The following is a 13,790-nucleotide window of genomic DNA, read 5'->3' as shown; positions in this document are numbered from 1 at the left end:
CCGAGCGCGCCGGGCCGCCTGCTGAGCAGGGACGGCACCGGCGTCCGCGCCCGAGCACATGTCAGGTGCCGGCGACGCCCGTTTCGTAGGCGAGCACGACGGCCTGCACGCGGTCGCGCAGCCCGAGCTTGCCGAGCACCCTCGCGACGTGCGTCTTCACGGTCGCCTCCGAGAGCACGAAGTGCTGCGCGATCTCGGCGTTGCTGAGGCCCTTGCCGAGCGCGGCGAAGATCTCGGACTCGCGCTGCGTGAGTGCGGCGAGGCGGTCATCGGCGTGCGCGGCCGCGCTCGCGTCGGGCAGCCGTTCCGCGAACAGTTCCAGCATCCGCCGCGTCACGCGGGGCGCGATCGCCGCATCGCCCGCCGCGACCGCGCGCACGGCTCCGATGAGCTCGCCGGGCTTCGCATCCTTCAACAGGAACCCGCTCGCACCCGATCGCAACGCCGCGAACGCGTACTCGTCGAGATCGAAGGTCGTGAGGATGATGACGCGCGAAGCCGGCGCTTCCTCGACGATTCGGCGGGTCGCTTCGATACCGGATGCCCCGGGCATGCGCACGTCCATGAGCACGACGTCGGGTCGGAGGCGCTTCGCCATCGCCACGCCGGCGGCACCATCACCGGCCTCGCCGACCACCTCGATGTCGTCCTCGGCGTCGAGCACGATGCGGAAGCCGAGTCGCAGCATCACCTGGTCGTCGACGAGCAGCACCCTGATGGCCGCATCGGTCACGGGATCTCCTTCGGATCGAGGTCGAGACGCAGGGTGGCGTGCACGCGCCAGCCGCTGCCTTCGGGGCCGGCGGTGACGCTGCCCCCGTGCACCGCGGCACGCTCCCGCATGCCGATGATGCCGCGTCCGGTGCCGACCCCCGCGGGGCGGGTGACGCGGGCCGGCGGGCCTGCGTCGATGACGTTCACGTCGAGCCAGTCGCCGCCGCCGTGCCGACGCTCGTCACGCCGGCTCACCTCGACCATGACCGCCGAGGTGTCCGGCGCGTAGCGGAGCGCGTTGGTCAGTGCCTCCTGCACGATGCGATCGGCCGCGTCGCGTGCGGGCACGGCCCCCGTCGGCACGTCGCCGCGCAGGACGAGTCGCACCGGCAGCCCCGCGGCCCGGAACCGGGCGATCAGGTCGTCGAGGCCGACGGCGCGCTCGGGAGCGAACGGAACCTCGGCATCCGGATCGCGGAGCACGCCGAGCACCCGTCTCATGTCGTCGAGTGCCGAACGGCCGGTCTCGGTGAGGGCGTCGAGCGCGACCTCGGCCAGGGGCGGGTCGTTCGCCGCCGCGCGGACGCCCTCGGCCAGCGCCACCATGACGGTCAGCGAATGGGCGACCACGTCGTGCATCTCGCGTGCGATCCGCGCCCGCTCCGCCGCTGCCGCGAGCTGCGACTGACGTTCGCGGTCGCGGGCGAGCGCGTTGGCGCGGTCGATGAGGTTGGCGATGTGCTCGCGTCGGCTGCGAACGCCCGTGCCGATGCCGAGTGCGATCAGCTGACCGAGCACGAGCACGGTGCTGAACGGGGCGGGGGACGTGGAGGCATCCAGCTCGACCGGCCGCGACGACCCGCCGGGAGTCTCGTCGAGGAACAAGGCCGCCGCACTGATCAGGGTGAGCGCCTGCAGTCCGAGCGTCACCCAGGCGACCGAGGGCCGGCGTGAGGACGCGACGGCGTAGATGGTGAACGCGGCCGCGAGTTCGAGGCCGCCCGAGTCGCCCGTGGTCGCGATCGCGACGACGCCGAGCACCGTGATCGCGCCGGCGATCAGCACCGGCTCCCGTCGCCGCCGAAGCAGCAGGGCGAACGCGGCCAGCGCGATGCCGAACAGCACCCACCCGCTCCACTCGGGCGCCTCCGCGTGCCCGAGGGCGATGAGCACGGCGTTGACCGACGACGGGATGAGGAAGAGCGTTGCGACCACGACGTCCATGACGGCCGGATGCCGGACGAGGTAGGTGCGGATCGGATCGAGCCTGCGGGCATCGAACTCGGTGAACGGCCCGGCCGCGCTCGCCTCGGTCGGAGGGCGCCGGAACGCCCGCATCCGCGCGCGCGACGGCCCCGCCGGAACCCGAACGGATTCCGGCGAGGCCGAGGCGCGGACGTCGTCGATCAGTCGTCCCGCCGGTTGAAGACCCAGAACGCGGTCACGAGCGACAGCGCCGCATAGCCCGCGAGCACGGCGAGACCGGCCCAGGGATCGAGCGAACTGCCGAACCCGCCGCTGCCGCCGACCGTCATGATCTGCTGACCCGCGACGCTCGGAAGATACCCGTGGATCTGCCCGAGCCAGTCGAGGTTCACGATCGCCTGCACGATCTGCACGAGGATCGGCAGCGCGAAGAACACGCCGACCACGACGCAGATGGCGCCCGCAGTGTGCTTCACGATCGCACCGATGCCCACCGAGAACAGCGTCACCAGCGTCAGGTAGAGCACCCCGCCGACGATCGCGCGGACCTGCTCGCCGTCCGCGAGGTCGATCGCGGTGCCCCCGGTCGCGAGGATCGGTTGCGAGGCGAGAAACGCGGCGCCGACCGAGACGGCGGCCAGCACCAGGGTCGTGAGCCCGGCGACGATCGCCTTGGCGGCGAGCACGGACGGGCGCCGCGGCACCGTCGAGAGCGTCGCGCGGATCGACCCGTTCGCATACTCGCCGGTCACCAGCAGCACCCCCAGCACCCCCAGGGTGAGCTGGGCGAGGGTGACGCCCGCGGTGAGGATGGTGGCCGACGGGATCGGCTGTTCGCTGGTGTCGGCGATGCCCTTGATGCCCCACGACAGGAACGTTGCGAGGCCGACCATGACGCCGAACGTCACGGCAGCAATCCACACCGTCGAGCGCACCGTGCGCAGCTTGAGCCACTCCGAACGGGCGATGCCCGGGAAGGTGAGACGGATCCTCGGCTCGGCGGCGGGAACCTCGAGGGCGCTCATCGGGGAACCTCCTGTCCGTTGCGGACATGACTGCGGTACTCGACGGCGTTCTCGGTGAGGGCCATGTAGGCATCCTCCAGCGTCGAGGCGAGTGGCGTCAGTTCGGTGAGGACGATGCCGGCCCCTGCTGCAGCCGCCGCGATCGTCTCGGGCTCGATTCCGGTGACCTCGAGCGTATCGGAGGTCTCGCTCGCGATCGTGACGCCCGCGCGGGTCAGCAGACGCATGAGTTCGGCGGCCCGAGGCGTCCGTACCCGCACCGTCGCCGTCGCGTTGCCGACGATCTCGGCGACGGAGGCGTCGGCGAGGATGCGTCCCCTGCCGATGACGATCACCTGATCGGCGGTTACGGCGACCTCGCTCATGAGGTGGCTCGAGAGGAAGACCGTGCGCCCCTCGGCCGCGTAGTGCCGGGCGAGTCGGCGAACCCAGCGCACGCCCTCCGGGTCGAGCCCGTTGACGGGCTCGTCGAGGATCAGCACCCGGGGATCGCCGAGCAGCGCGCCCGCGATGCCGAGCCGCTGCCCCATGCCGAGGGAGAATCCGCCGACGCGCTTCGCCGCGACTCGCTCGAGGCCCGTGAGCTCGATGACCTCGAGCACCCGGCGCTTCGGGATGCCGTGCGTCGCCGCGAGCGCCAGCAGGTGATGGTAGGCGGTGCGCCCGGGGTGGACCGCTTTCGCGTCCAGGAGGGCGCCGGCCTGCGCGAGCGGCGCCGCCCCGTCGGCGAATCGGCGGCCGTCGATCGTCACGGTGCCCGACGTGGGCCGGGTCAGGCCGAGGATCATGCGCATCGTCGTGGACTTGCCGGCCCCGTTCGGTCCGAGGAAACCCGTGACGGCGCCTGGTCGCACGGTGAACGTGAGGTCGTCGACGGCGAGACGATCGCCGTACCTCTTGGTGAGGCCTCGTGCCTCGATCATGGGATGTTCCCTTCGTCTGGGTAGGTCTCAACGGTAGGAACGCGAGGCCCCGCGTGTCGGCCCCCGGCTGGGGTATCTGTGCACGGGCTCGTACGCCTCGCGGATGAGGGCATCGCCTCATCCTTGCGAGGTACACGACTCCGGGAAGATACCTCTGCCGGGGGCCGATGGGGCATCCCGGGCGTTCATAGTGTCGAGCCGACTCGAGCAGCACCCGCACGTCACGCCGCGATCGGCGACACACCAGAATCAGGAATCGCATATGCCGCACCTCACCACGTCCGACGGAACCGAGATCTTCTACACGACGCAGGGCTCCGGCCGGCCGGTCCTGTTCAGCCACGGCTGGCCGCTCAGCTCGGACGCCTGGCAGGTCGAACTGAAGCTCATCGCCGACGCCGGATACCAGGCGATCGCCCACGACCGTCGCGGCCACGGCAGGTCGTCGAAGACGTACACGGGCAACGACATGGACACCTACGCCCGCGACCTCGCGGAGCTCGTCGAGGCACTGGACCTGCGCGACCTGACCGTGATCGGCCATTCCACGGGCGGCGGCGAGGTGGTGCGCTATGCGGCGCAGCACGGCGCGGGCCGCGTGGCGAAGGTCGTCACGATCGGTGCGGTTCCGCCGATCATGGTGCGCTCCGACGCCAACCCCGACGGACTGCCGATCGACGTGTTCGACGGTATCCGGGCCGGGGTCCTCGCCGACGCCTCGCAGTACTACCAGGACCTCGCCGAGCCGTTCTTCGGCGCGAACCGGGCGGGCGCCACGGTGTCGCAGGGCGCGAAGGACGACTTCTGGCGCCAGGGGATGCTGGTGAACCTCGCGGCCGCCTACGACTGCATCGCGGCGTTCTCGGAGACCGACTTCACCGAAGATCTCACGGCGCTGGATGTCCCGATCCTCATCGCGCACGGCGATGACGACCAGATCGTGCCCATCGGGGCGGCCGCGCTCAGGTCGATCGAGCTCGTCCGAGACGGCACGCTGAAGGTCTACCCCGGAGCGCCGCACGGCATCCACGGTGACTTCCGAGCAGCGCTCGTCGCCGACATCCTCGACTTCATCGCCCGCTGATGGCGCAGATCGAAGCCCGCCTGGCAGAGCTGGGCATCGCGCTCCCGCATCGCTCACCGGCTCCAGCGGGCACGTATGCGCCCGCGGTCGTCTCCGGCGGCCTCGTCTTCACCGCGGGCCAACTGCCGCTCGTCGACGGCAAGCTCCCCGTCTCGGGCAAGGTCGGCGCGGCGGTGTCCGCGGACGAGGCCCACGCCGCCGCGAGGATCGCGGCGCTCAACGCCCTCTCGGCGATCGCGGAGGTGCTCGGAAGCTTGGATCGGGTGACGCGAATCGTCAAGGTCGTGGGGTTCGTCGCCTCCGATCCGACCTTCACCGCGCAACCCGCGGTGCTGAACGGGGCGTCCGAAGTACTCGGCTCCATTTTCGGCCACGCGGGCGTGCACGCACGCAGTGCGGTCGGCGTCGCCGTTCTGCCGCTCGACTCGCCCGTCGAAGTCGAGCTCATCGTTGCCTTCTCGTAAACCCACCACCTGCTCAGGAGAACCGAACATGTCAGATGCAATCACCGTCGTCCTCGTCCACGGGGCATTCGCCGAGTCCGCCAGCTGGTCGGGGGTCATCGCCCGACTGAGCGACCGGGGCATCCCCGCCGTCGCGACCCCCAACCCGCTCCGCAGTGTCACCACCGACGCCGAGAACGTCAGGCGGGCGGTGGCGGGCATCGACGGGCCGGTGCTGCTCGTCGGCCACTCCTACGGCGGCGCCGTCATCACCGAAGCGGCCGTCGACGATCCCGCGGTCGTCGGGCTCGTCTACGTCGCCGCGTTCGCTCCCGATCACGGCGAGAACGCGCTGCAACTGACCGGGCAGTTCCCGGGCAGCACGCTCGGCGACACGATTCGGGCCTACCCCCTCGGCGACGGCACGAACGACCTGGTCGTCGACCGAGACCTCTTCCCGGGCCAGTTCGCCGCAGACGTCGACCCCGCGGAGGCGGCGATCCAGGCACGTACGCAGCGGCCGATCCGCGACTTCGCGCTCGGCGAGCCCCAGCCGGCTGACGTGCCCGCCTGGAAGTCGCTGCCCTCGTGGTTCATCTTCGGAGACGCCGACAAGAACATCCCCGTCGAGGGGCTTCGCTTCATGGCGCAGCGCGCCGGCGGCCTCGAGATCAGGGAGGTGCCCGGGGTATCCCACTCGGTCATGGTGTCGCAGCCCGACGCGGTCGCCGCACTCATCGGCGACGCGCTGGCGCACCTGGCCCGGTAGGGCGCGGCCCGGCGCGGCGGAAGCACCCGTCTAGAGTGTGGGCCATGTCTCCCGTCGGCCTTCCTCGAACAGCGCGCGTCGGGAGCGACTGGAGCGCGGGCATCCTGGCGGCGGTCTGCTGGCTCGTCATCGCCGGGGTGCTCGTCGCCCTCCCGGCGATCGCCCCGACCGAGCCGGCGGCCATCGCCGCGCCGCCGGGCAGCGCACCGTGGTGGGCGACCCTGGCGGCGGTCACCGCCCAGTCGATCGCGCTCCCGTGGGCGCGTCGGATGCCGGTCGTCGTGCTGACGCTCGTCGCCGGGATCGCGTTCGTGCTCGCATGGGCGGTGCCCCCTGCCTATCTGAGCCTCGCCACGCTCGCCTATCTCATCGCCGTCTACCTGGTCTTCAGCACCCGTTCGCTGCGATCCCTGTGGCGCGTGCTCGCACTCGCCGCCGGCATCATGGTGGTGGCCAACGTCGTCGCCGAGATTCGGAGCGACGAGCTCGACCCCGCCGTCGCGATCGGGTTGGCCATCGTGCAGACCGCCGTTGCGACCGGTCTGCCGCTGCTCCTCGCGCTCGTGGTGTTCAGCCGACGCGAGGCACGCGAGGCCCACTCGGGCGAGCTGCGCGCCCTGGCGCGTGAGCGCGATGCCCTCGTGCAGGCCTCGGTGGCGCGCGAGCGCGCGGCGATGGCACGCGAGCTGCACGACATCGCTGCGCACCACCTGTCGGGCATCGCGCTCATGGCGTCGGCCATCCACCGGCAGATCGACCGCCGGCCCGCCGAGGCGAAGGAGTCGGTGCTGCAGGTCCGTGACCAGAGCATCGCGGTCCTCGCGGATCTGCGCCGCGTCGTCGGCCTCCTGCGCGGCGACGACGCCGCCGAGCTGTCGCTGGAGTCGCTGGCGACGGTTGCCGAACTGGTGGCGACGGCTCAGCCGGATGGAACGGCGACCGAGTTCGTGACCGTCGGGGACGCACCCGAACTCGGCGCCGGTGTCGGGCCGCTCGCCCAGCTCACCGCGTACCGGATGGTGCAGGAGTCGCTGGCGAACGCCGCGCTGCACGCCCCCGGTGCCGGCCGCCGCGTGACGATCGACGACAGCGACTCGACGGCGGTCACGATCACCGTCACTCATGCGCCCGCCGCGCCGTCGGCGCCCGGCACCGCGCCGTCGGCGATCGGCACCGGCGGCGGGTTCGGCCTGATCGGCATGCGCGAGCGCGCCGAACTCGTCGGCGGCGAGCTGAGCTACGGGCGTACGGCCGACGGCGGCTGGCAGGTGCGATTGCGGCTCGCGCGGGACCGCGCGGCCGGCACGGCCGCCCCGGATGACTCGGGCCGGACGCCGGGAGTGCCCCGATGATCCGGGTGGTGATCGCCGACGACCAGCCGTTGGTGCGCACGGGCCTGTCGGTGCTGCTCGGTGCCGAGGACGACATCGAGGTCGTCGGTGTCGCGGCCGACGGCATCGAGGCGGTGTCGCTCGCCCGGTCGCTGCGGCCCGACGTGGTGTGTCTCGACATCCGCATGCCGGGGCGGGACGGGATCAGCGCCGCCCGGGAGCTGTGCGGCCCCGAGGTCGCCGACCCGCTGCCGGTGCTCGTGCTGACCACGTTCGACCTCGACGACTACGTCTTCGGCGCGCTCGAGGCCGGGGCATCCGGGTTCCTGCTCAAGGACGCCGACCCCGACACGATCGTCTCGGCCGTGCGGTCGGTCGCCGAGGGCCGGGGAACGCTGGACGACGCGCTGACCCATCGCGTGCTGCGCGAGTTCGCGACCAGGCGACGCACGATGCCGGTCACGGCGCAGCGCGCCGCCGACGTGCTCACCGCACGGGAGACCGAGATCCTGCTGCTGCTCGCGCAGGGCATGTCGAACGAGGAGATCGCCGGCGAACTGGTGCTCGAGATCTCGACGGTGAAGTCGCACCTGGCGCGGATGCTTCCGAAGCTCGGCGTGCGCTCGCGTCTGCAGGCCGTGGTGTGGGCGTATCAGAACCGGGTGGTCGAGGTTCCCGACTGAGCTGATGGGCCGGACTTGCATCGAAGGATGCAAGTCGGGGATCTGCATCGTCGGTGGCTCGAACCGGATCTCGCCGGTTCCTATCGTCGTGGGTGACGGTGCAGCGCCGTCGTTCCTCGACGCAAGGAGTCCCGATGCACGCACCGACACCGACCGCGCCGCCGCGTGCGGCGACCGCGGTTCACCTGATGCAGGTCGACAAGGCATTCCCCGACGGCGCGGGGGTCATCCACGCCCTGCGTTCGGTGTCGCTGACGATCGCCCTGGGTTCGTTCGTCGCCGTCATGGGCCCGTCGGGATCGGGCAAGTCGACGTTCCTGAACTGCGCGGCCGGACTGGACGTGCCCACCGGCGGGCGGGTCGTCATCGGCGACACCGACCTGACGGGACTCTCGGCCGACGACCTCACCCGGTTCCGCCGCGACCGCATCGGCTTCGTATTCCAGTCGTACAACCTCATCGCGCATCTGACCGTCGCCGAGAACGTCGGCCTGCCGCTCATCCTGGGCGGACGCCGACCCGACCCGGCGTGGCAGCACCACCTGCTGTCGGCGGTCGGGTTGAGCGGCATGGAAGATCGGCTCCCGGGCGAGCTCTCGGGCGGCCAGGCGCAGCGCGCGGCGATCGCCCGGGCGTTGATCACACGGCCCGAGGTGGTGTTCGCCGACGAGCCGACCGGCGCACTCGACTCGAACACGGCGGCTCACGTGCTCGAGGTGCTGCGCTCCACCGCGAAACATCTCGGCCAGACCCTCGTGGTCGTCACCCACGACGCACGGGTCGCGGCGGCGGCGGACCACGTGCTGTTCCTCGCCGACGGGCAGTTCGTCGGCCATCTCGACACGCCCACGACCGAGCAGATCTCTGCTCGCATGATCGAGCTCGGGGGGCGCTGACATGCTGAAGTCCGCCCTCTCCGCAGCGCGTTTCCATCGCACGAGTCTCATCGGCAGCGCGCTCATCGTGCTGCTCGCCTCGGCGTTGCTGACCACCACCGGTGTCGTGTTGGAGTCGGGGCTGCGCGCCTCAGCCTCCGGCCCGCTCGCCGAGGGTTCGCTGCTGAGCACCATCGCGGGTTCGTTCGCAGGCACGACGATCCTGATCGTCGTGCTGGTGATCGGCTCGACGTTCGCCGCCGCGCTGCGTCAGCGCCGCCGCGAGTTCGCCCTGCTGCGCGCGGTCGGCGCGACCCGCGGCCAGGTGCGTCGGCGCATCACGATCGAGGTGCTCGGCGTGTTCGCCGTCGCGGCACCGCTCGGCGCCCTGCCGGGATTGGCCGCCGCGTCGCTGCTCACTCCGCTGCTGTCGGAATCCGGCATCGTCTCGGCCGGGTTCGCGATGACGATCTCGGGCTGGCCGGTGCTCGCGATGCTGCTGGTGCTCGTGCCCACCGGCGTCCTGGCCGCTCGGGTCGCCGCACGCGAGACGCTGCGCACGAGCCCCGTCGCCGCGGTCGCCGGGAGCGCGGTCGAGGCGCCGACGGTCGGAAGCGGTCGCAGGATCGCGGCCGTTGCGGTCGCGGTCGCGGGCGTGCTCGTCGCCCTGACGCCGTTCTTCGTGCCGGGCACGATCGGCAGCGCGACCGGTGCCGTCTCCGCGTTCCTGCTGATCACCGCCGTTGCGCTCGCCGGGCCGCTGATCCTGGCCTCTGCGGCACGTCGCGCCCTGGAGGCATCCCGCGTTCCTCGAGTGGCCCACGCGCTGCGAGGCGCCGGCGGCACGCTCGCGCTGCTCAACGCGCGCGGATTCTCGCGCCGCCTCACGACGGCCGTCGTGCCGCTCGCCCTGCTGCTCGCCCTGGGGACGGTGCAGACCGGGGTGAACCTCACGACGACCGACGCGGCCGCAGCTCAGCTGCGCGCGGGACTGGATGCCGACCTGGTCGTCACCGCTCAGCACACCTTGACGGCCGAGGACGTGCAGGCCGTCATGAACCTGCCCGAGGTCGTCGAGGCGGCCCCCACCGGTACACTCCTCGCCGAAACCAAGGTCGACGACGGAGACGAGGAGCTGCCGTTCCTCGGGTCCGTGTCGTGGGAGCCCGCCGCGCTGCGTTCGGTGCCGACGACCGGCGGCATCGTCGACCCCGCGGTGAGCGCAGGGTCGCTGGCCGACCTCGGAACGGGTGCCGTGGCCGTCAGCGCCGAGACGGTGCTCGGGTCGGGGAAGGGCGTCGGCGACCGCATCCGGGTGCGATACGCCGACGGTGCCGACGAGACGCTCACGATCGCGGCGATCTTCACTCGCGGACTGGGGTTCGGCGACTACCTCGTCGCCGAGAGCGCCCGCTCGGCGCACGGCGCGCCGCATGATGCGGTGTACCTGCGGCTCGCGCCCGGCACGGCCGACGAGGTGCGCGACCTGGTCGCGGCTCTCGGCCTGGAGTCCACGGGGGTGGCCGAGTACGCCGAGGCCGTGGCGGCCGGGGGCGCCGCCCAGCAGGGGCTGTCGACCACACTGCTCCTCACCTTGCTCGCGTTCATCGCGATCGCGGCGGCGAACACGCTCACCACGATGACGGCAGGGCGCCGCGACGAGTGGCGACTGCTGCACCGCACGGGTGCCACGCGCCGGCAGCTCATCGCGATGGCGGCCGTCGAGTCGTCGTTCGTCGCGATCACCGCCCTGGTGCTCGGGACGGCAGCCGTGGTGCCCGCGCTGATCGGCGTCGGCCACGGACTGCTGGGCGGCTTCACCCTGCGCGTCGACCCCGTGCTGTACGGGGGGCTCGCCGCGTCGGTCGTCGGCATCGCCGTCGTCGGCATCGTCGGCACGGCGTTCCGGGTGACGCGCACCACGTCGCCGGCGACCTGATCGATTCGGGCGTCGCCGGGCACCGACGCGCAGATCGGGAACCCCGTGCGGCGATGTTCGGCGCGCTCATTCGGCTCGTGTACCGGCGGCTACCTCGGTCCCGGCCGCGCACCCGGGAACGCCATCGCCTCGGCGAGTTGAGCGGGGTCGAGCGGGGGTTCGGCGAGCGGATGGGCCGCGCCGGCGCGCAGCCCGTCGAGCATGATCGCGAGGTGCCGCTTCCAGGCGGTGGGGCGCTCGGCGCGGATCGCCGCCGTCGACTGCACGATCGACCAGACGAGCAGCCCCACATCGGAGGGCGTGACATCGGCCCGCACGTCGCCCGAGGCCTGGGCGCGGGCGATCAGTGCTTCGAAGTAGCCATGGCCCTCGCGTTTCGCGCGCTCGATGGGCAGGTCGTCGTCGAGCGAGAGCACGCAGACGTCGGTGAAGCCGTGGTCGCGCGACTGCCAGTCGGCGATCGCGACGAGGTGCGAGACGAGCGCGTTCCAGGGGTCGGGATCGTCGAGGGCGGCGCGCGCATGCGCCATCGAACGCTCGACCACGGGCAGGAGCGCGGCGTCGATCAGGCCGGCGCGATCGGTGAAGTGGTGATAGAGGGTGCCGACGCTGACCCCCGCGCGGCGTGCGATCGCCTCGAGCGACGCGTGGAGCCCCGACTCGGCGAACTCCTCGCGGGCGGCGGCGAGGAGCTTGTCGCGATTGCGGACGGCGTCGCTTCGCAGCGGCCGAGTCGGAGCTGGAGGCATCCGACCATGGTTGCAGAACAACTTGAGGGATGCCTCGAATTGATCTAGCTTGAGGCGACCCTCAAGTTCGAACGGAGCATCCATGCCCTCGATCGCCATCTTCGGAGCCGGGCCCGCCCTCGGTCTCTCGACCGCCCGGCGATTCGGCCGCGCCGGCTACGACATCGACCTCGTCGGCCGCACCGAATCGACGCTCATTCGCCTTCGCGACGCGCTGCGCACCGATGGGCTCGACGCGAACCTCGCCATCGCCGACCTCGCCGACCCCGAACGGGTTCGCGAGGTCGCCCGCGAACTCGTCGACCAGCGCGGCGCCGCCCCCGATCTGCTGCTCTACAGTCCGGGCGATGTGCGGCGACTGCCGGTCGCGGCGAGCGACCTGACCGCCGAGACACTGCTGAGCTGGCTGCCGCTCAACCTGCTCTCGCCCGTCGAGCTCATCCACGAGGTGCTGCCGGCCATGACCGACCGCGGGTCGGGAACCATCGTCGTCGCGCAAGGATCGGCGGTGCGCATCCCGACGCCGGCGCTGGCGAGTTCGAGCGTGGCGCAAGCCGCGCTGCTCAACTACCTCGCGGCGATCGCGGTCGACGCGGCCGAGCGCGGCGTCCACGTCGCGAGCCTGCAGATCGGGCAGCTCATCGAGCGCAGCGCGGCCGCCGACCTGTTCGCGGCCGGGCATTTCGACGGGGTCGAGCCGGGCGGCCTGCCGACTGTCGACCCCGACGACCTCGCCGAGACGATCTGGGGCATCAGTGGCGCGCCCGGTCCGGTCGAGTACGCGACCCTGCCGTCGTAGAGGTAGGGCGATGAGATCGCGGCGCGCCGGCAGGTTCAGTCGGCGGATGCCTCGCGAGGCGGGTTGTGCATGAACTCGAAGCGGATGCCGTTGTCGTCTTCGACGAAGGACGCGTAGTAGCGCTCGTTGAACCGCGGGTAGAGCTTCGGTTCGCGCACGGCCGTCCAGCCGGCATCGACCGCGATCGCGTGCAGGCGGTCGACCTCGGCGCGGGACTCGACCGGGAACGCGAGGTGCTGCCAGCCCACCCGGCCGTGCCGGTGAGGGCCGCTGCCCGACTCGCGGGCCGGGAAGAGGATGAGCTCCTCCTCGCCCTTGTACCAGGCCACCGAGCCGTCGGCATCGGCGCGCGTGCACCCGAGCGCTCGCATGACGGGATCGAACTGGGCGATCGATCGGGGCAGATCTTCGACGGAGAGACCGAGGTGATCGAAGAGAGGCATCCGGCCAGCGTAGACGGAACCCCACGTCGAGCACGTGCGAGACTGCCCCGGTGACCGATATCGAGCTGACGCGCATCGCCGGGGGCGCCGTCGGCCTGCACGACGCACGCCGCAAGGTGCGCTGGAGCGTCGAACTCGAGCCGTTCGAGATCGGCGTGTACCCGGTGACGCAGGAGCAGTTGGCCGAGCTGCTCGGCGAGACCGCGACGCATCCGCGCAGGCCCGCGACCGACGTGAGCTGGCTGCGGGCGATCCGGTTCTGCAACGCGGCATCCGAGTGGGAGGGGCTCGAACCCGCCTACACGTACGACGGCGAGGACGTCACCTGGCATGTCGACGCCGACGGGTTCCGCCTGCCGACCGAGGCCGAGTGGGAGTTCGCCTGCCGGGCCGGGTCGACGCGCCCGCACTACGGCCCCCTCGACGAGATCGCCTGGACGAGCGCCGACGGCGTGACCGCGCCGCAGGACGTCGGCGGCAAGCATCCGAACCTCAACGGGCTGTTCGACACGCTCGGCAACGTGTGGAATGGTGCTGGGACCTGCTCGACCCGGCGCGCTACGACGCATACCGCGTGTTCCGCGGCGGCGGTTTCGCCGACGACGCCTGGAGCGTGCGGGCCTCGGTGCGCCGTGGCGGTGCGCCGCGCATGCACCACGAGGACGTGGGGTTCCGCGTCGCCCGTGGCGGCTTCGACGCGACGGATGCCGCGCAGGGCTGGTCGGCAGCCGCCGACCTCGAGCGGGCGGCGATCGACGGCCCCCGGCCGTCGGGGTGGACGCCTCGCGGGTGAGCAGGCGGGACGCG

Annotated in this window: 14 protein-coding genes and 1 pseudogene; 9 read left to right on the top strand and 6 right to left on the bottom strand. The window is 71.8% G+C overall.

From position 1 onward, the window contains the following. Positions 1-61: 61 nt before the first annotated feature. From FLP10_RS05380 to FLP10_RS05365, 4 genes are all read right to left on the bottom strand, one after another. A complete protein-coding gene (locus FLP10_RS05380) occupies positions 62-733 on the bottom strand; it encodes a response regulator (protein ID WP_149159942.1) in 672 nt (223 codons plus the stop codon). Beyond that, positions 730-2,052, bottom strand: a complete 1,323-nt coding sequence (locus FLP10_RS05375; protein WP_149159941.1) for a sensor histidine kinase — start codon at positions 2,050-2,052, stop codon at positions 730-732. The genes FLP10_RS05380 and FLP10_RS05375 overlap by 4 nt, the downstream gene beginning before the upstream one ends. 68 nt (positions 2,053-2,120) lie before the next feature. Then, positions 2,121-2,945: an ABC transporter permease subunit gene (locus tag FLP10_RS05370; protein ID WP_149159940.1), complete on the bottom strand. Its 825-nt coding sequence runs from the start codon at positions 2,943-2,945 to the stop codon at positions 2,121-2,123. Further along, a complete protein-coding gene (locus FLP10_RS05365; RefSeq protein WP_149159939.1) occupies positions 2,942-3,868 on the bottom strand; it encodes an ABC transporter ATP-binding protein in 927 nt (308 codons plus the stop codon). The genes FLP10_RS05370 and FLP10_RS05365 overlap by 4 nt, the downstream gene beginning before the upstream one ends. A gap of 262 nt (positions 3,869-4,130) precedes the next feature. On the opposite strand from FLP10_RS05365, the gene FLP10_RS05360 reads away from it, so the two are divergent. From FLP10_RS05360 to FLP10_RS05330, 7 genes are all read left to right on the top strand, one after another. Beyond that, positions 4,131-4,952, top strand: a complete 822-nt coding sequence (locus FLP10_RS05360) for an alpha/beta fold hydrolase (protein WP_149159938.1) — start codon at positions 4,131-4,133, stop codon at positions 4,950-4,952. Continuing rightward, positions 4,952-5,416 (top strand): RidA family protein, encoded by a 465-nt coding sequence (locus FLP10_RS05355; RefSeq protein WP_149159937.1) that lies wholly within the window; start codon positions 4,952-4,954, stop codon positions 5,414-5,416. Before FLP10_RS05360 ends, FLP10_RS05355 begins: the two co-directional genes overlap by 1 nt. 28 nt (positions 5,417-5,444) lie before the next feature. Next, positions 5,445-6,164, top strand: coding sequence for an alpha/beta fold hydrolase (locus FLP10_RS05350; RefSeq protein ID WP_149159936.1), 720 nt, complete (start codon positions 5,445-5,447; stop codon positions 6,162-6,164). 44 nt (positions 6,165-6,208) lie between these two features. Further along, positions 6,209-7,516, top strand: coding sequence for a sensor histidine kinase (locus tag FLP10_RS05345; protein ID WP_149159935.1), 1,308 nt, complete (start codon positions 6,209-6,211; stop codon positions 7,514-7,516). Continuing rightward, entirely contained in the window at positions 7,513-8,178 is a 666-nt protein-coding gene (locus FLP10_RS05340) for a response regulator (RefSeq protein ID WP_149159934.1), read from the top strand. The genes FLP10_RS05345 and FLP10_RS05340 overlap by 4 nt, the downstream gene beginning before the upstream one ends. A 134-nt stretch (positions 8,179-8,312) precedes the next feature. Continuing rightward, positions 8,313-9,074, top strand: coding sequence for an ABC transporter ATP-binding protein (locus FLP10_RS05335; RefSeq protein WP_149159933.1), 762 nt, complete (start codon positions 8,313-8,315; stop codon positions 9,072-9,074). Between the two features lies 1 nt (position 9,075). After that, positions 9,076-10,992, top strand: coding sequence for an ABC transporter permease (locus FLP10_RS05330; protein ID WP_149159932.1), 1,917 nt, complete (start codon positions 9,076-9,078; stop codon positions 10,990-10,992). Between the two features lie 89 nt (positions 10,993-11,081). Here the strand turns inward: FLP10_RS05330 and FLP10_RS05325 are convergent, their stop codons facing one another. Next, positions 11,082-11,840: a TetR/AcrR family transcriptional regulator gene (locus FLP10_RS05325; protein ID WP_210418480.1), complete on the bottom strand. Its 759-nt coding sequence runs from the start codon at positions 11,838-11,840 to the stop codon at positions 11,082-11,084. On the opposite strand from FLP10_RS05325, the gene FLP10_RS05320 reads away from it, so the two are divergent. Beyond that, the gene (locus tag FLP10_RS05320; RefSeq protein ID WP_149159931.1) at positions 11,824-12,540 is read left to right on the top strand and encodes an SDR family NAD(P)-dependent oxidoreductase; all 717 of its coding nucleotides are present in this window, start codon (positions 11,824-11,826) and stop codon (positions 12,538-12,540) included. The two genes, FLP10_RS05325 and FLP10_RS05320, sit on opposite strands and share 17 nt — an antisense overlap. A 35-nt stretch (positions 12,541-12,575) precedes the next feature. On the opposite strand, the gene FLP10_RS05315 is transcribed toward FLP10_RS05320, so the two are convergent. Further along, on the bottom strand, positions 12,576-12,983 hold the full coding sequence (locus tag FLP10_RS05315; RefSeq protein WP_149159930.1) for a VOC family protein: 408 nt from the start codon (positions 12,981-12,983) through the stop codon (positions 12,576-12,578). Between the two features lie 50 nt (positions 12,984-13,033). On the opposite strand from FLP10_RS05315, the pseudogene FLP10_RS05310 reads away from it, so the two are divergent. Next, positions 13,034-13,776, top strand: a pseudogene (locus tag FLP10_RS05310) (formylglycine-generating enzyme family protein). Positions 13,777-13,790 lie beyond the last annotated feature (14 nt).

This window comes from Agromyces intestinalis (assembly GCF_008365295.1).
In the GTDB taxonomy this organism is placed as follows: Bacteria; Actinomycetota; Actinomycetes; order Actinomycetales; family Microbacteriaceae; genus Agromyces; species Agromyces intestinalis.
This window is presented reverse-complemented; position numbering and strand designations above follow the sequence as displayed.

Bases quoted from the DNA above. Each gene is read 5' to 3' on its own strand.
- FLP10_RS05360 (WP_149159938.1), top strand. From the start codon at position 4,131: ATGCCGCACCTCACCACGTCCGACGGAACCGAGATCTTCTACACGACG.
- FLP10_RS05320 (WP_149159931.1), top strand. From the start codon at position 11,824: ATGCCCTCGATCGCCATCTTCGGAGCCGGGCCCGCCCTCGGTCTCTCG.
- FLP10_RS05370 (WP_149159940.1), bottom strand. From the start codon at position 2,945: ATGAGCGCCCTCGAGGTTCCCGCCGCCGAGCCGAGGATCCGTCTCACC.
- FLP10_RS05355 (WP_149159937.1), top strand. From the start codon at position 4,952: ATGGCGCAGATCGAAGCCCGCCTGGCAGAGCTGGGCATCGCGCTCCCG.
- FLP10_RS05325 (WP_210418480.1), bottom strand. From the start codon at position 11,840: ATGGCGATCGAGGGCATGGATGCTCCGTTCGAACTTGAGGGTCGCCTC.
- FLP10_RS05315 (WP_149159930.1), bottom strand. From the start codon at position 12,983: ATGCCTCTCTTCGATCACCTCGGTCTCTCCGTCGAAGATCTGCCCCGA.
- FLP10_RS05330 (WP_149159932.1), top strand. From the start codon at position 9,076: ATGCTGAAGTCCGCCCTCTCCGCAGCGCGTTTCCATCGCACGAGTCTC.
- FLP10_RS05335 (WP_149159933.1), top strand. From the start codon at position 8,313: ATGCACGCACCGACACCGACCGCGCCGCCGCGTGCGGCGACCGCGGTT.
- FLP10_RS05375 (WP_149159941.1), bottom strand. From the start codon at position 2,052: ATGCGGGCGTTCCGGCGCCCTCCGACCGAGGCGAGCGCGGCCGGGCCG.
- FLP10_RS05340 (WP_149159934.1), top strand. From the start codon at position 7,513: ATGATCCGGGTGGTGATCGCCGACGACCAGCCGTTGGTGCGCACGGGC.
- FLP10_RS05350 (WP_149159936.1), top strand. From the start codon at position 5,445: ATGTCAGATGCAATCACCGTCGTCCTCGTCCACGGGGCATTCGCCGAG.
- FLP10_RS05345 (WP_149159935.1), top strand. From the start codon at position 6,209: ATGTCTCCCGTCGGCCTTCCTCGAACAGCGCGCGTCGGGAGCGACTGG.
- FLP10_RS05365 (WP_149159939.1), bottom strand. From the start codon at position 3,868: ATGATCGAGGCACGAGGCCTCACCAAGAGGTACGGCGATCGTCTCGCC.